Genomic DNA, 21324 nt, shown 5'->3' with positions numbered 1-21324 from the left:
CCTATTGTATAGGTTCTATAGAATTAATAATTTTTTGAAATAAAAGTAAATAAATAAATTATTTTAAGTATATCAATTTGATATTAAAAATATACATTATGTATAGTCTTTATTTATATAAAAGCATATACAAAAATAAAATAAAAATTTATAATATTTGTACATAAGATAGATAAAATTAGTATATGGTAAAATTACAAAAACATTTAAGGTAAAGAAAATATGATAAAAACTACTCATGAAATATCAAATGAAGATGGATATATTAAGTATAATTTTTTTGAAATACATCCTGATTTAGAATCAATAATTGCAGATGATTATTTTACTTATGCAAGCAAAGACTTTAAAAAGCAAGAGTTATGTGAATCATTATATAAGAAAAATTTTTATGATAAATATGATGAAGCAAGTTATAAAGAGGTATATGAAAAATATATTAATAATGAAAATTTTAAAGCAAAAGCAATGTTTATTTATTCAGTTGTTGATTTTGATAAATATACAAAATTTGTAGAATCAAATGCTGAAATAGCAAATCCAAATGAACTTACTTTAAACTATAGTGTTTTAGATAGCGCAGGTGTAAAAATAGATATTTATAATTTAAGTATTGTAGATATTTCCTTTGTTTTTTAAAAAACTCTTTTTTTAATATTCTATCCTTTACATCTGTTATGCTATAATGCCGCCTATTAAAAATTAAGGCTTATGTATTATGGAAACAACAGAAGTAAAAACACAAAAATTTATAGTAAAATTTTTCCCAGAAATTATGATAAAAGGTCCATCTGCTAAACGGCAGATGATTAATCAACTTTCAAATAATTTAAAAAAACTTTTAAAACAAATTAATGAAGATATTGAATTACAAAAGTTTTCAGATAAAATTGAAATATTATGCCCAATAGATTTTACTACTGAAACAAGACAAATACTTCTTCAAACGCCAGGTGTTGGTATTGTTCAAGAAGCAATACAATTTAATAAAATTGATACTTTAGATCAAATAAAAGTTTTAGTAAATGATGCAATGCATCATGAAATTATTGGAAAAACTTTTGTAGTTCGTGCTAAACGTACAGGAACTCATGATTTTAAATCTACACAAATTGAACAAACTGTTGGTGGATATATGCTTGCACATAATGATACTAAAGGTGTTGATTTAAGAACTGCAGAAGTTACTATCAATATTGAATTAGTTCATAATCAATTATATATAATTACTTTAAAACATAATGGACTTGGTGGTTTCCCTATTGGATGTCAAGGAGAAATATTATCTTTAATGTCCGGTGGCTTTGATTCAACAGTTGCATCATATCTTACGATGAAAAGAGGTATTAAAACTCACTTTATTTTCTTTAATTTAGGTGGAATAGCTCATGAAATCGGTGTTAAACAAGTAGCTTTATATCTTTGGAGTAAATTTGGCTCTTCTCATAATGTTTCATTTATCTCTGTACCTTTTGACGATGTTGTTACTGAAATCTTTAGATCAACAGCAGAAACATATATGGGTGTAACTTTAAAAAGATTAATGTTAAAAGCTTCAGAAAAAATTGCTGATGAGATGGGGATAGATGCCTTATTAACAGGAGAAAGTGTTGCACAAGTATCTAGTCAAACATTAAGAAATCTTGCTTTAATAGACCAAGTTACAAGTAAACTTATATTAAGACCTCTTTCAACTATGCATAAACAAGATATTATGAATATAGCAAATGATATAGGTACAAGAAGATTTGCTGAAACTATGCCAGAGTATTGTGGAGTTATTTCAAAAAACCCTGTTATTCATGGTTCATATAAAAGAATGGAAGTAGAAGCTAAAAAGTTTGATTATTCAGTTTTAGATACAGCTGTTGAAAATGCTGTTAGTATAAAAGTACATGAAATAGTAAATGATATTTCAGATATTGGTCAAATGGAAACTATAAGTGATATTTCAAGTGGAAAATATACTATTATTGATATTAGACAAAGTGATCATTGTATTGAAACTGCTTGTGAAACTATTAAAATTCCATTCTTTAAACTAAAAAGTGAATTTAAAAAGCTTCCTCAGGATAAAGAGTATTTATTTTATTGTGATAAAGGAATATTAAGTCAACTCCATGCACAATACTTACGTGATGCAGAAAACTATACAAATATAAGAGTTTATAGACCATAAACTCTTATTTTCTAAGCTCTTTTTTAAATACTTGGCTTATCTCTTCTATTGTTATAACAGGAGGAGATGGAAGAGCTGGGTATGATTTTTGAACTATATTTGTTACCCATTGAGGATATATTCTAAAGTTTAGTTTTACTTCTGCTTTAAGTGGATAGTTTAGATTCTCTTTTAGATTATATTTATGAACTCTTCTTTCTTTTGCTTTAATTCTTGTATCACTTAATAAAGTTTTATATTTCCAAAATAGTAACCCAACTTCTTTGCCCTTTTCATCACCAAAAACTTTCATAAAAGGTCTTGCATCAATATCTAGATTTCCATCTTCTTTTAACTTCCCAGATGAAAAGACTATATTACCTTGTAGATCTTTTACTGTTATATCAAGCCATAGCTCTCTAAAATCAGCGACTCCAGTTGGTAAGTGATGTCCAGCTCCTATATTTGTAACTGCAACTTCTAAGGCATTGTTTTTAATATCTATATCTAATTTTGCAGCCGTTCTTAGTAATTGTAAAGTTTGATCTTCATGTTTCTTACTTTTAAGTCCTGAAAGAAAATGATTTGAGCCTGAAAAATAGTGTACTTTAACATCATCTTTTAAAACTCCACCGTTTGTTGATGTTCCTTTAAGTGGTGAGAATTTATCATTTTCTAAATTAGTCATATGACAATCTATACATGATTTATGTTTTGTTTTGTCTGCTAAGTTATTATAAGGTGAGTTTTCCCACTCTTTAAAAGTAGAAACTATTTGTTTTCCAGTAATTGGTGATGTTTCATCGTGACATGAAGCACAGTAAGCACTTTTTTTATAAAGTGGTTTCATATAACTATCTTTGTGTACTTTTGGTTTTGCATTTATAAACTTTTCGCCTAAATATGAACCAAGACTTGATTCATCATCTTCAAAAGGATATTTCTTCCTATTTGTTATATCTAATTTATAAGAAGCATTCCCTTGGCTTGTTGCATCAGATATTCTATGACATGTAAGACATGATACACCTTCTTCTAATCTTGAATTACCATGTTGTTTATAATTATCTCTAAGTGTTTTAGCTTGTTTATCAAATAAGGTATTTGCTAATGAATTTTCGTTCATATAGTGTGAGGATTTTGTAAGTCCTGTTGTAACTCCACTTGGATTATGACATGACATACACCATTGTCTAAACTCTTGTCCTTCAACTTCTCCTGCTAGGTTTTCCATAACCATATAATAAGGATTTGAATCAACCATGTTTTTGTGATTTGAGTCTGCCCATTGATTAAATATTTCAGTATGACAAGATTTACATTTTGTTGAATTTGTCCAATCTTCACTATGATACATAGTTTTTCCATCTTCAAGTTCAAAGCCAACTAGTTTTGTTTCATACGAGTATGAATTTGTAGGATTTAATATACTTAATAATACAAAAATACTAGCCATTGATTTAAGTGCATTTTTATGAGGATTTTTAGTGTGATATAGTAAAAAAGCTATTAAAATAAAAGAACTATATAAGTGAATATTAAAAGAGTAAACTCCTAATATATCCCCACCTGTATTTCCTATAAAGAAAAGATAAAAGCCACTTAAAATACAAAGAAGTAAAATAAAACCTAAAGTCCATCCTATTTTACTATTAACTCTTTTTACTACTATATATTTATAAGCGTGTTTATTTACAAAAGGAATGATATAAAATATAGATAATACAATTGAAGCAAAAGCATGGACTATAGATATAGTTGTAAGGTACTTCCATGATATATTTAAAATATCAATTTGTAAAATACCTGTTAAAAATATTATTAGAATTAATACTTTTATATTTAATAGTTTCATCATTTTAGCTCTCCTTTCTCATTTGTATAATCTACAATATCACCTTCAAGTGTTTTTAGAAAAGCTACAATATCATCAATCTGTACATTTGTAAGGTTTATTCCTAATTGATGTCTTCCCATAATCTCAACTGCTTTTCTTATTTTGTCAACTGAACCATTATGAAAATAAGGAGATGTTTTAGTAACGTTTCTTAAAATAGGAACTCTAAAAAAACTAGTTCCTGCTCGTCCCATATATTCACCTTTGTTTTCAAAAGGAAAAGTATTATCAATAATCTTAAATTCAGGTGGTGGTCCTAGATTTGGTCTTAAGTCATGTATTCCTGCAAAATTTCTCAAAGGAAATCTTTGTACACTTTGTCCTCCTACACTCATACCCGTATGACAACCACTACATCCAAAATTCATAAAGTTTACTAATCCTTGTTTTGCATTAGCATTAATAGCATGGTTATCACCTTCTAAGAATCTATCAAAACTACTTCTTGTTAAAAGTGTTTTAATATATACTTCAAGCGAATTTATGATTTCTTCATAATCTTTATCAAACCTTTTTCCTATTTCTTCTTTATTCATATTTAATTTATATGGTGCTTGAATAGATTGTTTTATATGCTCTTTTAAAGTTCTAACTTCACCACTCCATGTTAAAAACTTTGCTAAAGATGAGTTTAAAATAGTCATAGTATTTAAGTGATGTGGATTTAAACTGTTTCCATCGCCAATTGATGAGCTTAGTCTATCTGTGCCACTTTCATCTTTTAAATGACACCTAACACAGTTATTGGTATCCATTAGTTCTTTCTCTTCTTTTGAAGTTGTTTCATTTTTACTAATAGAGTGACAAGTAGCACATGAAGTATTTTTATTTAATGAAAGATTAGGGTTGAAAAATAGCTCTTTTCCTAAAGCTATTTTTTCTTTATTTATTGGATTGTCTTTTGAATCAGATATTTCTAAAAGTTCTTCATATGTATTAGGAATTGCTTTTAAACCCTTAGCTATTGCAGTTGCTCTTAACTGTTCATCTGAATATTTTTTAAAATCTCTATCTTTTAATATTGAGGGAAGTGATAATAAAATAGATATAAATATAAAGGCAAGAATTATACTTTGGACTAATGTGTTCATTTTTATTTTAACTCTCTTTTATCTTTAATTTTTTGTCTTTTATAGTCCAAATGTCTGTTTAACTTTGTTTTCAAAATCTTCATCACTTAGTTCTTTTCTCATTGGAACAAAAGTTTGGGCTTCACCTCCAACAGCAATTGCAATATCTGAATTCTCATCTTCAATTATATTTTGAACAGCATTTGAAATAGGCTCTGGACTTGGACCTTCATTTATAGCTTTTGCAACAATTGGTACAAAATGTGCAACTAAGTCTTTATAAGGTGAATCTTCACTAGTTGTTTGAGCATTTGCTACTAAACCTTTTTTTACAAAGTTAGTACCAAATAAACCAGATTGAATAGAGTGAACTCTGATATTAAAAGGTGCTACTTCAAATCTTAATGAATCCACTATTCCTTCAACAGCGTATTTTGAAGCATTATAATGAGAAAGTAATGGCAATCCCATTTTTCCTAAAAATGAGCTAATATTTATAATAACACCACTTTTTGCTTTTCTCATAAAAGGTAGAACTTCTCTAGTAGTTTTAATAAGTCCAAAAACATTTACATCAAATTGATTAAAGATTTCTTCATCTGTTCCTTCTTCAAGTGTTGCTAATAATCCATATCCAGCATTATTCACAAGAACATCAATTTTCCCTTCATTTTGAATGATAATAGAAACTGCATCTTTTATTGATTGTGTTTTTGTTACATCTAAATAGATATTGTTAATATTTTCTATATTTGATGTAGTATTTTCTATATCTCTAGTTCCTGCATATACAATATAACCTTCACGTGCAAGGTTCTTTGCTGTTAATTCACCCATTCCTGATGTTGCACCTGTTATTAAAACTACTTTAGACATGATATTTCCTTCAAATTTTTTATAAGTATATCAATCCATCTCCTAGGTTTTCAAGAAGCTTTTAGCAATAAAGGAAATAAATTTTAGCAATAAAAGATTTTTTTAATTTTTTAATAAATCTTTTGGATATATACCATAAGTTTCAAAGAACAGTTTTGAAAAGTGACCTTGATGTTTATATCCAACATCTCTTGCTATTTCACCAATATTAAGAACTCTATCTTTTAAAAGTAAGTTTGCTTTTTCTAAGCGTAGTTTTTGAATATAGTTATAAATAGTCATCTTATAAACTTTTTTAAATATCTTTTTTAGTTTAGATTCATTTGTAGCACAAAGATGAGCTAGTATATTTATAGTAGGAGCTTGGACAAAATTTTTAAGAAGATGTTCTTTTGCCCTTTTTGCAATTTGAAGTTCTTCTTCATTTATATTCTCATCAGACATATCAAGAAGAGTAAATCTATGAATAATAAACTCTATTATATTATGTTCATATCTTATACTATTCATATTAGGATATTGTTTTGAATTTATGATTTTATCAATAATATAAAGACTAAAAGCATCAAGAGGTTGTGAATTTATTTGCTCTAAAGATATATCTTCTTGTATTTTCTCATATAAAAAATCAATAGGTTCTGTTTTACTAAAACTTAAATATCTTTTTAAAAAAAAGTCTGCAATAAATAGAATAAATATTTTTGATTCTTTTGATTCTTTTATATTAAGAATAAAATTTTGTTTTGAAGAACAATAAATATTTATATCATCTTTTTTAGAAGAAAAATCTTTATTTTTAACATTATCATGAATTGAAAATTCTCCATCTTGAATTACAGAGATTACAAGCATTCTATCAAGGTTTTTTACAGGAAACTTCATATCTTTATTATTAGTCAAGTTTATATCAAAAAATACAATAGAGTTAGATATATCTACTCTTGTAATATACTCTGTTTTTTTTTCAAAAAGTTTTGTAGTTTTGTATTTTGTATCTGTTAGATTAAAAAAGAAACTATCCATGCTTAACCTAAGTTATCTATTTGGTAATACTCTTTAACCCGTCTTTCAAAGTCTTCATCACTTAACTCTTTTTTCATAGGTAAAAACTTCTTTGCCTTTTCTCCAATAGTAGCCCTTGCTTTAAAGTTTTTATTTTCTATAATTTCTAAGATCATTAAAGCTACTTCTTTTGGGTCATTTCCTTTGTTTATTTGTTCAACTATCATAGGTGCTAAATTTGATACCATTTTTTTATAAGGTGAGTGTTCATCAAAAGTATTCAGATTTGTTACTAAGTTTTCTTTTGCAAATTGTGTATTAAAAAAGCCTGGCATGATTGAGTGAACTCTTATATTAAAAGGAGCTAATTCATATCTTAATGAATCAGTAACTCCTTCAACTGCATATTTACTTGAGTTGTATAAAGTTAGTAGTGGAAGACCAATCTTTCCTAGAAAAGAGGAAATATTTATAATAATACCACTATTTTGTTTTCTCATAAGAGGTATAATTTCTTTTGTTAATCTAAGAAGTCCAAATACATTTATATTAAATTGATTAAACATTTCATCTTCATTAAAATCTTCAATAGTTGATACCAAACCATATCCAGCGTTATTTATTAAAATATCAACACTTGTATGTTCTTTTTTTATTTGCTCTATTGCTGTTTTAATATTTGATTGTTTTGTTATATCTAGGTTTATTGGGATTAAGTTTGTATTCTTGATATCATTTAGTTTCTCAGGAGTTCTTGATCCTGCATAAACAATAAAACCATTCTTTTCTAAAAAAATAGCAGTTTCTCGTCCCATTCCAGCACTAGCACCGCTTATTAAAACTACTTTTTTTGAATTCATTTTTAAACCTATCTTTTATTATGATTTATAATATCAAAAAATATAGATTTAAAAATTGTAAAGAATCAAGTTTTTATTTAGAATAAAAATAAAAATAGGTAAATACATACTCCCATTAGTGAGCTAATAGATAGTCCAAAGAATACTAATTCTCCAATTTGTTTATGATTTGAGTTTATAATAGTATTTATGTTGTTTGCTTTGTAAGCTTTAAAAGAAGAGAAGAATAAATAAATCCAAGCCATTAAAGATATAACAGCAATAACTATATGAATAGTTAGAAAAACAAGCATAAAGTTATATGAAATATCACTTCCCTTTGCATACTCAGTAAATCCCCCAGAAATTCTAAGACCAATTTCAAAGATTATAATTATGATTGAAGTTACAGCTAAAAGAACTGCTTGAGAGATAAAATGATGTTTATATTTTCTTTTTATTGCTAAAAATACACTAAACCCCATTAATAAAGGAAAAACTGTGAAAAAAATCGTTATAAAATCCATATAAAATGGTGCAGATGTTCCTAAAAAACCGGGTTCAAATAACATATTTAGTCTTTATTCTGTTTTTTTATTGCATTTTCAATAATAATAAAACCAAATGGAATTAATGAATATACAAATAATTGAAAGCCAAGACCTTTATCCCATTTGCATTTACTCATTACATGAAATAAAGCCATACAAAACAGTATAAATAATACACCATGACCCATTCCTACGATTTTTACAGGATAAGGGTTATCTCCTAAATATTTTATAGGCATTGCTACAAAAACTAATAATAAATATGAAAGACCTTCTATTATTGAAATAAGTCTAAATCTTCCAAATGCTGTTTTTAACATTTTATTCCTTTTAATTAAAGTCTTGATTATATGAAAATATACTTAATGATTGAATAAATATTTTGCTTTAAATGATATAATTGTAATAAAAGAGTTAATATGGATACAAGTAAGATTGTTTTAGCCTTGTTAGTATTGTATATACTAGCAGATATGGCTAAAACTTATTTTTTTTAAAAAAGAAGAATTAATCTTCTTTTTTATCTAAGTCACACTGTTTTGAAATAATACAAGCTGGACAGAAATTAGCAATTCCTGCAATTAAAGGAATAACACCTAAATAAAACCATGGATTACTAGTAAAGAATCCAACAGCAATTAATACAATACCTAATACAATTCTAAATGGTCTACAAAAAGCTCTCATTTTTTCAAAAAAATTCATAAGTTTTCCTTATTATATAAAGTTTATTTTTATAATTATATCTTATGAAACTTACACTCCATTTAAACTTTAAGACTGTTTATTATTTATTCATACTTTTCTTAAAACTTAAGTTCTTATATACTATAATAATTAATCTAAAACTTTAAAAGTAAATTCATGAAAAAACACTTTCTCGAACAATCAATAATCTTCTTTTCAGTTAGTAAATGGCTTATAATATCAACAGTTATAGGAATAACAATAGGTGCTATAGTAACCTTTTTTGTAAATATTCTAGAGTATGCAGAAGACTCAAGAGACTTACTTGGCTTTAAATATTATTATTTACTTCCTTTTGCCTTGGTATTTACAGTTTGGCTTACTAAAACCTTTGCACCAAATGCAAAGGGTCATGGTACTGAAAAAGTAATTGAAGCAATTCATAAAAAACATGGAAAAATTGATATTTTGGTAATGCCTGTAAAATTAATAGCTACAGTAATTACTATTTTTGCAGGTGGATCTGTAGGAAAAGAAGGTCCAGCTGCACAAATAGGTGCTGGAGCTGCATCTTTTATTGCAGATTTATTTAGATTTTCAAAAGAGCATAGAAAAAAGATAGTGATTTGTGGGATTTCAGCAGGTTTTGCTGCTGTATTTGGAACACCAATTTCAGGTGCTATCTTTGGAGTTGAGGTTTTAATTGTTGGAATTATTATGTATGATGTTTTACTTCCATCTTTTATAGCTGGATTTGCAGCTTTTACAACTGCCCAGTTTTTAGGTTTAAACTATACATATTTTGATATGAGATTTTCACAAGCTATTCCTTTAGATATCACTCTTATTGGACAAGTAGTACTTGCTGGAATATTTTTTGGAATTATTGCAGACTTTTTTATCACCTTTTTAAAAAGATCAGAATTATCAATTAAGTCAATAAAGATGAATGTTTATTTAAAAGCTTTTTTAGGAGGAGCTTTTTTAGTTGCTTTATCTTTTATTTTTGGAGATGCTTATTTTGGTTTAGGATTAGATATGGTTAATGATAGTTTCTTTTCAGATCAAAGTCTTTCCTCAGATATTCCTTGGTATGCATTTCTTTTAAAAACTATATTTACTTCTGTTACTTTAGGAGCTGGTGGAAGTGGAGGAGTTTTAACACCTCTATTTTTTGTGGGGGCTACTAGTGGTAATTTATTTGGTACTTTAATGGGAGATCATATAGCTTTCTTTTCTGCGATTGGATTTGTTAGTTTACTAGCAGGTGCAACAAATGCACCAATTGCAGCTATTATTATGGCTGTAGAGTTATTTGGTTTAGAGATTGCTCCTTATGCTGCTGTATCTGTTGTAATTACCTTTTTAATAACAGGACATAGAAGTGTTTTCCCATCACAAATATTAAATATGAAAAAAAGTGAAATGCTAGATATTAGTATGGGAGAAGATATAGATCACTCATCTATAAATGTAAGAGAACAAGATAAACAAAAGTTTAAAGATTTAAAACAAAGACTTAGATCTAAAAATAAAATAGCCCATAGAAGAGTTCATAAAGATAAAGAAAAAGAAGAGGATTCTAATGTATAATAAATCTAAAAGGAAATTCTAATGGAAAATAATACAGCTAAGATTTTATGGACAAGTGATAATAAAGAAACTGCAATGAACATGATATGTCTATATGCACATAATGCAAAACTATTAGGATGGATGGAAAATGTAACTATTCTTATTTGGGGTGCATCTCAAAAGCTAATTAGTGAAGATGAAGAACTGCAAGAAAAAATAAGACAGATGGTAAAAGATGGTGTAGAAGTAATTGCATGTAAAAAGTGTGCACAAAATCTAGATGTTGTTGATGCTATGGAATCTTGTGATTTACAACTTTATTTTACAGGTGAGCTTTTAAGTTCATGGGTAAAAGAGGGTAATAGTATTATAAGTGTATAAAATAGAAGAAGATACTTCTATTTTATTTTTATATAAAGCAATGAAAAAACTATAATAACGAATAAAGAAATACCTATAGTAAAGAAGAAGCTTTGAACTCCTAAAAAAGAAACAAGAGGATGAAATACTATAGGTGAACTAAACTGACCTAAGAAAATAGCTGAAGTAAAATACCCTGATGTTTTAACTCTTTTTTTAATACTAGTCTTACTTAACATCCAAGCAGTTATATTTGTCATCATAATACCACCACCAAAACCTAAAAGTGGACTAGTTATAAAAAATAGATATGTTTCTTTTATTAGTCCAACTCCTGCAAAGCCAATAGCTATTATAAAAAGTCCAATTAAGTATATAGTGGAATAAGAATATCTATTTTTAATCTTTGAAAATGTTATAGCACCAAGCGCATTAAAAGCAAAGGCAATTGCTATAATCGTACCTGCAAAACTTCCACTAGCTTTAAATTTCTCAATAAGTAAAAAAGGTATTTGAGTTGGAAGAATAAAAAAGATTATCATATAAAAAAATGCAAGAAAATAAATAAAGTACATATTAGAATCTACTTCTATTTCCTCACTACTATCTTCTGTTACAATCACTTCTTTAATTTGAGTTATTACAAAAGGAAGAAGAATAAAACCAATTAAATAAATACTAAAAGAGTAACGCCAGTTAATATCAGATAAAACTCCTCCACCAACTACAAATACAACTCCACCTAAAGCCATAAAAGCACTTTGATATCCCATAAACTTATGTCTATGCTCAAGCTTAAAATAATCCCCAATAAGTGAAGTTGATACAATCATAAGTGTAGCAACTGCAATACCAAAAATAGCTCGTGAGAAAAGAAGCATTTCAAGTGTTTGTAAATATAAACCAGCACTTCCTGAAATAGAAAAAACTATAAGTGCGATAATAACTGATTTCTTTTTTCCATATTTAAATATAATGTGTCCTAAAATAGGAGCAAGTAAAGCAATAACAAAAGAAGGAAGTGTAAGCATAAGCCGTGAGTAAAATTCAATATTTGATACATTTGTAAAATGATCTTTTAGATGAGGTAAAGCTGTTACTATTGCTACGTTTGACATACTAGTAGTCATTGCAAGAAGTAAAAGTGTAAAGATTGTAAGTTTTTTAATATTATTCATTTGCGAAGTATATAGAAGTGTTGTTTAAATCTTTGACTAAATCTAGTCAAAGATTTTTTTATAAACGTGGCAGTATGGAGTTTTGCCTGTTCTTAAGTAATAGTTTTGATGATACCCTTCAGCTGCATAAAAAGGACTATGAGGTTTAAGTGTAGTCGCCACATCGTAACCTTTAATTCTAAGAATATCTATTAGTTTTTCACTTGTTTTTTTCTCTTCTTCATTTCCATAAAAGATTACAGATAAGTATTGACTACCAATATCTGGTCCTTGCCCATCCTTTTGAGTTGGGTCATGAATTTCAAAAAATAGTTTTGTTAAACTTTCATATGATATTTCTTCAGGATTATAAATAACTTCTACAGTTTCAACATGACCTGTATCACCTTTTATTACGCCATAATAGTTAGGGTTTTCTACAGTTCCACCCATATATCCACTAATTACATCTTTTACACCTTTTTGCTTTTCAAGTAAGTATTCCACACCCCAAAAACAACCACCTGCAAAATAAGCTTTTTTAGTATTTGTATAATCGATATTTTTATTTTTTGGTACTACAATCTCTTTGCTAAAATTTGTAGAGATAAAAGCTAATAATCCAACAGCTACTATTACAATATATTTGTTCATGTTTTATCCTTTTGATTGTTTTATTATATATCAATTGTGTGTAGAGAGTGTTTATTTAAAATAGAATGACCCCTTAAATTTTGACACAAAGTTTAATACTTTTTTCATATCTTATATCTTTTCTAAAATCTCACTTTGTTCCTCTTTAGTATAATTAAACCTAAACTCAGCCTCTTTTAAATAATAAAAAAAATGCTCTTCTTTCACACCCTTATACTTTTTCAAGTTCTCTTCTAGTGATATCCAAAACTCATATAGTTTTGTTTGGTGTGATTGTTTTGAGTGAAGTTTATGCCATTTTAGGTATTTTTCGAAACTATCATTTTCATCTAGTGTTTTTTGTATTAGTTTTGGCATGAGAAGTGTATATACTTTTTCATTTGAGTAAAAACCCATAATATTTATAGCTTTGTAAAGAGATTTTTTCTTTTTGTTTTTTTGCCTTTGATTAAAGTAATAGTACTCTTCATATTCACTATTATCTTTTATACTTTTATTATATTCTTCTTCTAAAAATAGGGCTATTTTATATCTGTATTCATCATATCTATCTTTTATTGTTCTATAGTTTACTTTTAAACTCTTTGAGCTTTCTAAAGCTGTAAGGTTTTGAATGAAAGTATTTCTTATTTCTTGCTCTTTTTGTATCTTTTTTAATGAGTATTTTTTTGCACACTTTTTGCACTTTATATACTCATTTTGTAGTTTATAAAAAGTTGTATTGTTACAATTTTGACATTTCATGTTCTAAATATACATAAGAGTAAATAAAAATTAGTTTAACTTTATACTTTTTATATATACTGACTAAAATTGAATACTCATTCACAAGGTGGATAATATGGAATCTATAGGTTTATTATTGATTTTTTGGTATGGAATACTTCATGCATTTGGTCCAGATCACTTGACTGCAATTGCTGATTTTTCTATTGGTAAAAATAAAAGAAAAACTATGCTTATTACAACAATGTTTGCATTTGGGCATGGTATATCGCTATTTATTTTTGCAAAGATATTAGAAACATATACTATATCTGCAGAAATCTTAGCTTATGGTGATGTACTATCAGCATCAGTTATTTTAGGAATGGGTATATATTTACTATTTTTAGTATTTACAAATAGAATAAACTTAAATAAACATATACATGATGGTGTAGAGCATATTCATATCTATTTTGGGCGTGAACATTCTCACTCAAATAAAGATGTTGCTTCAGCTTTTACAATAGGAACACTTATGGGAATAGGTGGTGTAAGAGGTATGCTTGTAACTTTAGGATTAGTTCAAAGTGCAAGTGTTGATTTTACTTTAGTACTTAGTTTTACTCTTGGAGTAATGGTGATTTTCTTAGGTTTTGGTGTTTGTATATTATATATAAATAAAAATCTATTAAACTCAAAACAAAATATAAGAAGAGTATTTACAACAGCTGGTATTATATCAGTAGTAGTTGGAACAAATATACTTCTTGGATAAAAAAGGATTAAAATATGTGTAAAGATTGCGGATGTAGTATAACAGACCACGACCACGGACATTCTCATGACCATGAACACTCACACGAGCATTCACATGGAAATGAAAGTGCAAGTCATCAAGCTGCACATGAGACACTTCATCATAACCCACAGTTAAATGATAAAAAAACAATCTCTGTTATCAAAAAGATTTTAGATAAAAATGACCATGAAGCTTCTCATAATAGGGCACATTTTGATAATCATGGAGTATTAGGTATTAATCTTATGTCTAGTCCAGGAAGTGGAAAAACTACTTTACTTGAAAATATGGCTGATATGGTTGATTTTAAATTTGCAGTAGTTGAGGGTGATTTAGAAACATCAAGAGACGCTGATAGACTTAAGAGCAAAGGAATTGAAGCTGTACAGATTCAAACAGGAAGCGCATGTCATTTGGATGCTTTTATGGTTCATAAAGGTTTACATGATATTGCTTTAGATGAATTAGATGTATGTTTTGTAGAAAATGTAGGAAATTTAGTATGTCCAGCTTCTTATGATGTAGGAACTCATTTAAATATTGTACTAGTAAGTGTACCTGAGGGTGAAGATAAAATTATAAAATATCCAGTTATGTTTAGAACTGCTGATTTAATACTTATTACAAAAACAGATTTACTTCCTTATTTTGATTATGATGTTGAAAAAGAGAAAACAGAAGCTAGAAAACTAAAACCAAACGTGGATATTTTAGAAGTAAATATTAATGATATTGATTCTTTACAAAGAGTTATTGACTGGATAGAATTTAAAAGAAAGTTGAGATAAGAATATGTGTTTATCAATACCCTCAAAAATTAAAAGCATAGATGAAGAAATGAATACTTGTATAGTTGATACTATGGGAGTTGAGCGTGGAGCATCTTTGGACTTAATAGACCAAGATGTAGTTGTAGGAGATTATGTACTTATTCATATAGGTTTTGCAATGAATAAAATAGATGAATATGATGCCCTAGAATCTTTAAAAGTCTACCAAGAAATCATAGACAAAATGGAAGAAAATGATAGATTAGCTGCTATAAAAGAATCTGATAACTGTCCAAGTAATGGCTAGATTATGAAGAATGAATTAGAATTAAAAGATTTATATGATGGTTTTAGAGATGCAAAGACTATAAAAGCTTATGCCCAAATTATAAAAGAAGATGCTTTAAAATTAGGACGAGATATAAATATTATGGAAGTATGTGGTGGACATACTCATACTATTATGAAGTATGGAATACCACAACTTCTTCCTTCAAATATTAAGTTTATTCATGGTCCTGGTTGTCCTGTTTGTATTATGCCAAAAGAGAGAATTGATAATGCTTATATCTTAAGTATGCAAGAAAATGTAATACTTGTAACTTTAGGAGATATGATAAAAGTACCAGGAAGTAAAGCATCACTGCAAGATGCACGTGCAAAAGGTGCTGATGTAAGATTTGTATACTCTCCAATGGATTGTATTAAAATAGCAAATGAAAATCCAGATAAAAGAGTAGTATTTTTTGCTATTGGTTTTGAAACAACAACTCCAATGACAGCAGCACTTTTGCAAACTATTATAAAACAAGATATTAAAAATATCTGTTTACATATAAACCATGTAACAGTTCCCGAAGTAATGAGAGAGTTAATAGATAGTAGAGATGAACATGTGGATTCATACAATCACAAAATTGATGCTTTCTTAGGACCTTCTCATGTAAGTGTTATAAGTGGAAGTAAAATATATGAAGAGTTTCCAAAACATTATAAAAAACCAGTAGTAGTTGCAGGTTTTGAACCAGTTGATGTTATGCAAGCAATTTCAATGATAGTAAAACAATTTGTTGAAAATAGATGTGAATTAGAGATTGAATATAAAAGACTAGTTTCATATGATGGAAATATTAAAGCTCAGGATTTAATGTCTAAGTATTTTACAAAAGAGATGTTTAAATGGAGAGGTTTAGGGAATATTCCTGAAAGTGGATTAGAACTTAAATCAGAGTTTTCTAAATATAATGCAAAAGTAATATATAAAGAAGTATTACCATTAGAAGAAAAAGAAGACCATAAACTTTGTATTTGTGGGGATATCTTAAGAGGAATTGCTTCTCCACCAGATTGTACAATCTTTGGAACTGCTTGTAAACCAACAAAACCAGTAGGTTCTTGTATGGTGAGTAGTGAGGGGGCTTGTGCGGCATATTATAAGTATGGAAATTTAATTTAGTATTTAAAATAAAATACTTTTAATATGTAATTAACATCATCAATGTTAATATACTAAAAGTATTAAAAAATAGATACCAAAGGTAAAAGCGATGAAATCACCATTTCCTTATGAAACCATAGCAAATAGTTCTACTTTTTATGGAAGAGATAAAGAGATAGAAGAGATAAAGAAGTTCTTTAAAACATCAAATAATATACTTATTCATTCAAAAAGAAGAATGGGTAAAAGCACTCTTATCCAAGAACTTTTTAGAAGAGTAGAAGAAGAGTATATTTGTATATATTGTGATATTTTTGATATTACTTCTAAAGAGGATTTTGCAAAGTTATTATTAAAAGCTATATCGAATGTAGAACAAAATGATTTTAAAGATATGTTCAAAAAATTTAGCGATATATTCAAGCGTGTTAGAGTAGAACCATCATTTGATCCAAATAGTTCAAAGTTTTCTTTAAAACCAGTAGTTAGTACTCTTACTTTTGAAGAGATGATGGAAGATTTTTTTAGAGCTTTAGAAGAGTTACAAAAAGAAAAAAAGATTATATTTGCAATAGATGAGTTTCAACAAATATCTTCAATAAATGATGTTAAATTAGATGCATTTTTAAGAAAAGAGATACAAAAAGGCAGTGATATTTCTTGGATATTTTTAGGTTCTAAAAGACATCTTTTAACTTCACTATTTGAGTATAAAGCTCCATTATATGAAATGGCAACACACAAAGAGTTACAAGCCTTATCTTTAGATGATGTATATGCTTATACAAAGCAGTATATAAACATTGATAAAGAGCTAATGACTTATATATATGAACGTACAGATAGTGAAACAAAACTATTACAAAATATCTGTCATATTTTATGGTTAGAAAAAAAAGATGAGCAGATAACAAAAGAGTATATAGATGAAGTCTTACTTCAAATAATAAATTCAAAAGATTCAAGCTTTAGACTAATATACGATATGTTAAACAATAATCAAAAGATAGCACTGAAAATCTTATCAAAATATAAAAGTAAAATATATACGCAAGAAGTATTAAATGAATTTAATATCAAAAAACAAACACTACAGTCAGCTATAAAAGCATTATATGAAAAAGAGATTTGTGATAAAAATGGTGATGTTATATATATACCAGATAGAACACTTGAGCTTTGGTTACAAAAAAGCTTTTCAAATAATATATAGATTTAAAGAATAAGGAAAGAGTATGAAAAAGATAGGTTTTATAGGCGCTGGAGTTATGGGAAAATCAATGATTTTAAATCTAATTAAAAAAGGGTTTGAAGTAGATGTTTATGCAAGAGATAAAGATAAGATTCAAGATATATTAAAAGAGGGAGCAGTATTTTCTAAAGATATTAAATCTTGTGTAAAAGATAAAGATGTAGTTATAACAATCGTAGCATATCCAAAAGATGTAGAAGATGTATATTTATCAAAAGATGCAATTTTACATAGCGCTAAAAGTGGAACTTATTTAATAGATATGACAACAACAACTCCAAACTTAATCATTGATATATATAACAAAGCAAAAGAAAAAGGATTGAAGTTTTTAGATGCTCCTGTTTCAGGTGGAGATATTGGTGCAAAAAATGGAACTTTATCTATTATGGTAGGTGGAGATGAAGAGGATTTTAATTCTTGTAAAGATATTTTTGATAGCTTGGGTACAACTGTGATTTATGAAGGTAAATCAGGAAGTGGACAACATACTAAAATGGCAAACCAAATTGCAATTGCTGGAATAATGGCAGGAATTAGTGAAGCTATTGCTTATGGAAAAGATAAAGATTTAAATATTGATACCATGTTAAAAAGTATTAGTAATGGCGCAGCTTCAAGTTGGCACATGAGTAATAATGCACCTAAAATGATAGAAAGAGATTTTAAAGCTGGTTTTTATATAAAACATATTGTAAAAGATTTAAAAATAGCCTCAGATGAAGCACCACAACTAAAAGTACTAAAAGATGTTTTAGAGATGTATGAAACTTTAGAAAAAAATGGTGATGGGGATTTAGGAACTCAAGCTATTTGTAAATTTTATGAGTAAAAAATAGAACACACAATCCAAATATTTTAATACTAGGAAAACAAATGAGTAAAACAATAACACTAGCACATGGAAATGGTGGTGCTGAAAACAATGAACTTATATCAAAAGTTTTTTATAAAGCTTTTAAAAATGATATCTTAGTAAAAAGCGAAGATGCTGCTGTTATTCATAATGGAGAATTAGCTTTTTCAACTGATTCCTTTACAGTAAGCCCACTTTTTTTTAATGGAGCTGATATTGGAAAACTTGCTATTTGTGGAACTTGTAATGATTTGAGCATGATGGGTGCAAAACCTAAGTACTTAACATGTTCAGTGATAATAGAAGAGGGCTTTGAAATAAGAAGCTTAGAAAAAATAGTACGTAGTATGAAAGAAGAGTTAGCAAAAAATGGTGCTATTGTTGTAAGTGGTGATACAAAAGTAGTGCCAAAAGGTAGTGTTGATAAGATATTTATAAATACTACAGGAATTGGAGAGATACAATATAAAGGTATTAGCTCAAATAATATCACAGAAGATGACTTGATTTTAGTTAGTCGTGATATAGGAGCACATGGAGCTACGATTTTTGCAGCACGTGAGGGAATGGATTTAGAAACATCTTTAAAAAGTGATTGTACTTCTTTATATCCTCAAGTTGAAGCTTTAATAAATGCAGGTATTAAAATTACAGCTTTAAGAGATGCTACAAGAGGTGGAGTAAGTGCTGTGTTAAATGAATGGGCAAAACAATCAAATATATGTATAGAAGTAGAAGAAGATAAAATACCTATATGTGATGAAGTAAAAGGTATTTGTGAGATGCTAGGGTTTGAAGCTATGAGTCTAGCAAATGAGGGTACTTTTGTTTTAGCAATTCCAAAAGAGGATGCCCAAAAAGCTATAGAGGTACTACATACTTTTGAAGAGGCACAAAATGCAAGTGTTATAGGAAAAGTAACACAACAGTATGAACAAAAAGTAATACTATATTCACCATGGGGAACAAAAAGATTTTTAGATACACCAACTGGTGAGTTATTACCAAGAATTTGTTAGATAGAAACACTCAAGTATATATATGAAAATACTACTTCTTATCTCATCTTTTAATAACTTATCTCAAAGTGTATATTGTAAACTAGTAGAGTTAAACTATAGTGTATATATAAAGTTTGCAATATCAGAAGAGTTGACTAAACAAGCAGTAGAAGAAATAAATCCTGATTTAATCTTTTGTCCTTATTTAAAAGAGTATATAAGTAAAGATATATATATAAACACGCCTACATTTATTCTTCATCCAGGACCAATAGGAGATAGAGGACCGCAATCTTTAGATAATGCTATAAATAATGAAGTAAAGCAATGGGGAGTTGTAATACTTCAAGCAAATGAAGAACTTGATGGTGGAGATATATATGCTAGTAGTAATTTTACTATGAGAAATACCTCAAAAGCATCTATATATAGAAACGAAGTAAATAAAGCAACACTAAAAGCCTTAGATGAATTTTTGACTAACTATAAGAATGAAGATTTTATTCCTAGAAAACAAATACTAAATCCTATACATACAAAACTAACACAAGAGAATAGAAAAATAAATTGGGATAAAGATACAAATAAAGAGATTTTAAGAAAGATAAATATGTCTGATTCCTATCCTGGTGTTAAAGATGAGCTATTAGGAAGTAAATGTTATTTATATAGTGCATATATAGAAGATACACTAAAAGGTAAACCCAAAGAGGTAATAGCAAAAAGAGATGGAGCTATATGTATAGGAACATGTGATGGTTCAATATGGATATCTCAAATAAGAGAAGAGAACTCTTTTAAACTTCCTGCAACATATGTACTAAAAGAGAAGATAAAAGGTATACAGGAAAAAAGAATAGCTCTTGTATTAGAAGAAGAAATAAATACCTTTTATGAACTTCGTGTAAATAGAAAAGATGAGGTAGCGTATCTTTTCTTTAATTTTCACAATGGAGCAATGACATCTGCACAGTGTATAAAACTTAAGTACGCAATAGAGTATTTAAAAGAGACTTGTAAAGTTTTAGTTTTATGTGGAGGAGATGACTTCTTTTGTAATGGAATACATTTAAATATTTTAGAAGATAGTAAAAAGCAAGGAGAAGATGGTTGGAGTAATATAAATGCAATGAATGAAGCTGTTCAAGCTGTGATTAATTGTGATGAAATTTTAACTATTGCATCTTTTTGTAAAAACTCTGGAGCAGGTGGAGTTTTTTTAGGTCTAGCTTGTGATTATGCTCTTGCATGTGAAGATGTAGTTTTTAATCCTCATTATAAAACTCTAGGTCTTAGTGGCAGTGAATATCATACCTTTACACTTCCAAAAAGAGTAGGAGAACTTAAAGCAAAAGAACTATTAGAAAAATGCCTACCTATAAACTCAACCCAAGCTTTAAAGATAAATATGATTGATGAGGTATTTGATTTTTCAAATTATGATTTAAAACTTGATGCTTTTACAAAAACTTTATATGAAGATGAAGAAAAATATGAAGAATTGATAGATAAGAAAAAAGATTTTCTATTTGAAAATTATGAAGTAATGGAAAATTGTAAAAATGAAGAACTGAAAATTATGTATGATGAGTTTTGGGATAAGAATAGTTCTTTTCATAAACTTAGATTTAACTTTGTACATAAAACTAAACCTCTTAGTACCCCAAAAAGATT

23 protein-coding genes are annotated in these 21324 nt (G+C 27.9%); 12 read left to right on the top strand and 11 right to left on the bottom strand.

Annotated elements, in window-relative coordinates:
* Nucleotides 1–222: 222 nt before the first annotated feature.
* Nucleotides 223–639 carry a hypothetical protein gene (locus GBG18_RS05925; protein WP_152189296.1) on the top strand — a complete coding sequence of 139 codons (417 nt, stop codon included), beginning with the start codon at nucleotides 223–225 and terminating at the stop codon, nucleotides 637–639.
* 79 nt (nucleotides 640–718) lie between these two features.
* Entirely contained in the window at nucleotides 719–2179 is a 1461-nt protein-coding gene (gene thiI / locus GBG18_RS05920) for a tRNA uracil 4-sulfurtransferase ThiI (protein ID WP_152189294.1), read from the top strand.
* Nucleotides 2180–2183: 4 nt separating this feature from the next.
* Here the strand turns inward: thiI and GBG18_RS05915 are convergent, their stop codons facing one another.
* From GBG18_RS05915 to GBG18_RS05880, 8 genes are all read right to left on the bottom strand, one after another.
* Entirely contained in the window at nucleotides 2184–4016 is a 1833-nt protein-coding gene (locus GBG18_RS05915) for a multiheme c-type cytochrome (RefSeq protein ID WP_226896423.1), read from the bottom strand.
* Nucleotides 4013–5146 (bottom strand): cytochrome-c peroxidase, encoded by a 1134-nt coding sequence (locus GBG18_RS05910; RefSeq protein WP_152189292.1) that lies wholly within the window; start codon nucleotides 5144–5146, stop codon nucleotides 4013–4015. Before GBG18_RS05910 ends, GBG18_RS05915 begins: the two co-directional genes overlap by 4 nt.
* Nucleotides 5147–5185: 39 nt before the next feature.
* Nucleotides 5186–6001: an SDR family oxidoreductase gene (locus tag GBG18_RS05905; protein ID WP_152189290.1), complete on the bottom strand. Its 816-nt coding sequence runs from the start codon at nucleotides 5999–6001 to the stop codon at nucleotides 5186–5188.
* Nucleotides 6002–6103: 102 nt separating this feature from the next.
* Complete coding sequence (locus tag GBG18_RS05900) at nucleotides 6104–7024, bottom strand: helix-turn-helix transcriptional regulator (protein WP_152189288.1); 921 nt, start codon at nucleotides 7022–7024, stop codon at nucleotides 6104–6106.
* Between the two features lie 2 nt (nucleotides 7025–7026).
* Nucleotides 7027–7863: an SDR family oxidoreductase gene (locus tag GBG18_RS05895; RefSeq protein ID WP_152189286.1), complete on the bottom strand. Its 837-nt coding sequence runs from the start codon at nucleotides 7861–7863 to the stop codon at nucleotides 7027–7029.
* Between the two features lie 77 nt (nucleotides 7864–7940).
* Complete coding sequence (locus GBG18_RS05890; protein ID WP_152189284.1) at nucleotides 7941–8414, bottom strand: DUF420 domain-containing protein; 474 nt, start codon at nucleotides 8412–8414, stop codon at nucleotides 7941–7943.
* Nucleotides 8415–8416: 2 nt separating this feature from the next.
* Nucleotides 8417–8713 (bottom strand): DUF3817 domain-containing protein, encoded by a 297-nt coding sequence (locus tag GBG18_RS05885; RefSeq protein ID WP_152189282.1) that lies wholly within the window; start codon nucleotides 8711–8713, stop codon nucleotides 8417–8419.
* A gap of 187 nt (nucleotides 8714–8900) precedes the next feature.
* Entirely contained in the window at nucleotides 8901–9098 is a 198-nt protein-coding gene (locus GBG18_RS05880; RefSeq protein WP_152189280.1) for a YgaP family membrane protein, read from the bottom strand.
* Between the two features lie 159 nt (nucleotides 9099–9257).
* Between GBG18_RS05880 and GBG18_RS05875 the strand changes: the two genes are divergently transcribed.
* Together GBG18_RS05875 and GBG18_RS05870 are read left to right on the top strand one after the other, a co-directional pair.
* The gene (locus tag GBG18_RS05875; protein ID WP_152189278.1) at nucleotides 9258–10673 is read left to right on the top strand and encodes a chloride channel protein; all 1416 of its coding nucleotides are present in this window, start codon (nucleotides 9258–9260) and stop codon (nucleotides 10671–10673) included.
* Nucleotides 10674–10694: 21 nt separating this feature from the next.
* Nucleotides 10695–11036: a DsrE family protein gene (locus GBG18_RS05870; protein WP_152189276.1), complete on the top strand. Its 342-nt coding sequence runs from the start codon at nucleotides 10695–10697 to the stop codon at nucleotides 11034–11036.
* A gap of 17 nt (nucleotides 11037–11053) precedes the next feature.
* Here the strand turns inward: GBG18_RS05870 and GBG18_RS05865 are convergent, their stop codons facing one another.
* The 3 genes from GBG18_RS05865 to GBG18_RS05855 all read right to left on the bottom strand — a co-directional run bounded on the left by GBG18_RS05865 (nucleotide 11054) and on the right by GBG18_RS05855 (nucleotide 13570).
* Nucleotides 11054–12193 carry an MFS transporter gene (locus GBG18_RS05865; RefSeq protein ID WP_152189275.1) on the bottom strand — a complete coding sequence of 380 codons (1140 nt, stop codon included), beginning with the start codon at nucleotides 12191–12193 and terminating at the stop codon, nucleotides 11054–11056.
* Between the two features lie 42 nt (nucleotides 12194–12235).
* Complete coding sequence (msrA, locus tag GBG18_RS05860; RefSeq protein ID WP_152189273.1) at nucleotides 12236–12826, bottom strand: peptide-methionine (S)-S-oxide reductase MsrA; 591 nt, start codon at nucleotides 12824–12826, stop codon at nucleotides 12236–12238.
* 111 nt (nucleotides 12827–12937) lie between these two features.
* The gene (locus GBG18_RS05855; protein ID WP_152189271.1) at nucleotides 12938–13570 is read right to left on the bottom strand and encodes a hypothetical protein; all 633 of its coding nucleotides are present in this window, start codon (nucleotides 13568–13570) and stop codon (nucleotides 12938–12940) included.
* Between the two features lie 97 nt (nucleotides 13571–13667).
* Between GBG18_RS05855 and GBG18_RS05850 the strand changes: the two genes are divergently transcribed.
* From GBG18_RS05850 to GBG18_RS05815, 8 genes are all read left to right on the top strand, one after another.
* Nucleotides 13668–14309 carry a hypothetical protein gene (locus GBG18_RS05850; RefSeq protein ID WP_152189269.1) on the top strand — a complete coding sequence of 214 codons (642 nt, stop codon included), beginning with the start codon at nucleotides 13668–13670 and terminating at the stop codon, nucleotides 14307–14309.
* 14 nt (nucleotides 14310–14323) lie between these two features.
* Nucleotides 14324–15121, top strand: coding sequence for a hydrogenase nickel incorporation protein HypB (gene hypB / locus GBG18_RS05845; RefSeq protein ID WP_152189267.1), 798 nt, complete (start codon nucleotides 14324–14326; stop codon nucleotides 15119–15121).
* A gap of 4 nt (nucleotides 15122–15125) precedes the next feature.
* Nucleotides 15126–15410, top strand: a complete 285-nt coding sequence (locus GBG18_RS05840) for a HypC/HybG/HupF family hydrogenase formation chaperone (RefSeq protein WP_152189265.1) — start codon at nucleotides 15126–15128, stop codon at nucleotides 15408–15410.
* A 3-nt stretch (nucleotides 15411–15413) separates the two neighbouring features.
* Complete coding sequence (hypD, locus tag GBG18_RS05835) at nucleotides 15414–16559, top strand: hydrogenase formation protein HypD (protein ID WP_152189263.1); 1146 nt, start codon at nucleotides 15414–15416, stop codon at nucleotides 16557–16559.
* Nucleotides 16560–16650: 91 nt separating this feature from the next.
* On the top strand, nucleotides 16651–17754 hold the full coding sequence (locus GBG18_RS05830) for an AAA family ATPase (protein WP_152189261.1): 1104 nt from the start codon (nucleotides 16651–16653) through the stop codon (nucleotides 17752–17754).
* 22 nt (nucleotides 17755–17776) lie between these two features.
* Nucleotides 17777–18625 (top strand): NAD(P)-dependent oxidoreductase, encoded by an 849-nt coding sequence (locus tag GBG18_RS05825; protein ID WP_152189259.1) that lies wholly within the window; start codon nucleotides 17777–17779, stop codon nucleotides 18623–18625.
* 44 nt (nucleotides 18626–18669) lie between these two features.
* Nucleotides 18670–19668 carry a hydrogenase expression/formation protein HypE gene (gene hypE, locus GBG18_RS05820; protein ID WP_152189257.1) on the top strand — a complete coding sequence of 333 codons (999 nt, stop codon included), beginning with the start codon at nucleotides 18670–18672 and terminating at the stop codon, nucleotides 19666–19668.
* 22 nt (nucleotides 19669–19690) lie between these two features.
* Nucleotides 19691–21324, top strand: a 1634-nt coding sequence (locus GBG18_RS05815) for an enoyl-CoA hydratase-related protein (protein WP_152189255.1), incomplete at its 3' end; no start/stop codon positions are given.

It is taken from the genome of Poseidonibacter ostreae, assembly GCF_009208075.1.
In the GTDB taxonomy this organism is placed as follows: Bacteria; Campylobacterota; Campylobacteria; order Campylobacterales; family Arcobacteraceae; genus Poseidonibacter; species Poseidonibacter ostreae.
This window is presented reverse-complemented; position numbering and strand designations above follow the sequence as displayed.

Bases quoted from the DNA above. Each gene is read 5' to 3' on its own strand.
- GBG18_RS05850 (WP_152189269.1), top strand. From the start codon at position 13,668: ATGGAATCTATAGGTTTATTATTGATTTTTTGGTATGGAATACTTCAT.
- msrA (WP_152189273.1), bottom strand. From the start codon at position 12,826: ATGAACAAATATATTGTAATAGTAGCTGTTGGATTATTAGCTTTTATC.
- GBG18_RS05865 (WP_152189275.1), bottom strand. From the start codon at position 12,193: ATGAATAATATTAAAAAACTTACAATCTTTACACTTTTACTTCTTGCA.
- GBG18_RS05890 (WP_152189284.1), bottom strand. From the start codon at position 8,414: ATGTTATTTGAACCCGGTTTTTTAGGAACATCTGCACCATTTTATATG.
- GBG18_RS05885 (WP_152189282.1), bottom strand. From the start codon at position 8,713: ATGTTAAAAACAGCATTTGGAAGATTTAGACTTATTTCAATAATAGAA.
- GBG18_RS05910 (WP_152189292.1), bottom strand. From the start codon at position 5,146: ATGAACACATTAGTCCAAAGTATAATTCTTGCCTTTATATTTATATCT.
- GBG18_RS05875 (WP_152189278.1), top strand. From the start codon at position 9,258: ATGAAAAAACACTTTCTCGAACAATCAATAATCTTCTTTTCAGTTAGT.
- GBG18_RS05895 (WP_152189286.1), bottom strand. From the start codon at position 7,863: ATGAATTCAAAAAAAGTAGTTTTAATAAGCGGTGCTAGTGCTGGAATG.
- GBG18_RS05900 (WP_152189288.1), bottom strand. From the start codon at position 7,024: ATGGATAGTTTCTTTTTTAATCTAACAGATACAAAATACAAAACTACA.
- hypB (WP_152189267.1), top strand. From the start codon at position 14,324: ATGTGTAAAGATTGCGGATGTAGTATAACAGACCACGACCACGGACAT.
- thiI (WP_152189294.1), top strand. From the start codon at position 719: ATGGAAACAACAGAAGTAAAAACACAAAAATTTATAGTAAAATTTTTC.
- GBG18_RS05880 (WP_152189280.1), bottom strand. From the start codon at position 9,098: ATGAATTTTTTTGAAAAAATGAGAGCTTTTTGTAGACCATTTAGAATT.
- GBG18_RS05925 (WP_152189296.1), top strand. From the start codon at position 223: ATGATAAAAACTACTCATGAAATATCAAATGAAGATGGATATATTAAG.
- GBG18_RS05870 (WP_152189276.1), top strand. From the start codon at position 10,695: ATGGAAAATAATACAGCTAAGATTTTATGGACAAGTGATAATAAAGAA.
- GBG18_RS05830 (WP_152189261.1), top strand. From the start codon at position 16,651: ATGAAATCACCATTTCCTTATGAAACCATAGCAAATAGTTCTACTTTT.
- GBG18_RS05915 (WP_226896423.1), bottom strand. From the start codon at position 4,016: ATGATGAAACTATTAAATATAAAAGTATTAATTCTAATAATATTTTTA.
- GBG18_RS05855 (WP_152189271.1), bottom strand. From the start codon at position 13,570: ATGAAATGTCAAAATTGTAACAATACAACTTTTTATAAACTACAAAAT.
- hypD (WP_152189263.1), top strand. From the start codon at position 15,414: ATGAAGAATGAATTAGAATTAAAAGATTTATATGATGGTTTTAGAGAT.
- hypE (WP_152189257.1), top strand. From the start codon at position 18,670: ATGAGTAAAACAATAACACTAGCACATGGAAATGGTGGTGCTGAAAAC.
- GBG18_RS05905 (WP_152189290.1), bottom strand. From the start codon at position 6,001: ATGTCTAAAGTAGTTTTAATAACAGGTGCAACATCAGGAATGGGTGAA.
- GBG18_RS05840 (WP_152189265.1), top strand. From the start codon at position 15,126: ATGTGTTTATCAATACCCTCAAAAATTAAAAGCATAGATGAAGAAATG.
- GBG18_RS05825 (WP_152189259.1), top strand. From the start codon at position 17,777: ATGAAAAAGATAGGTTTTATAGGCGCTGGAGTTATGGGAAAATCAATG.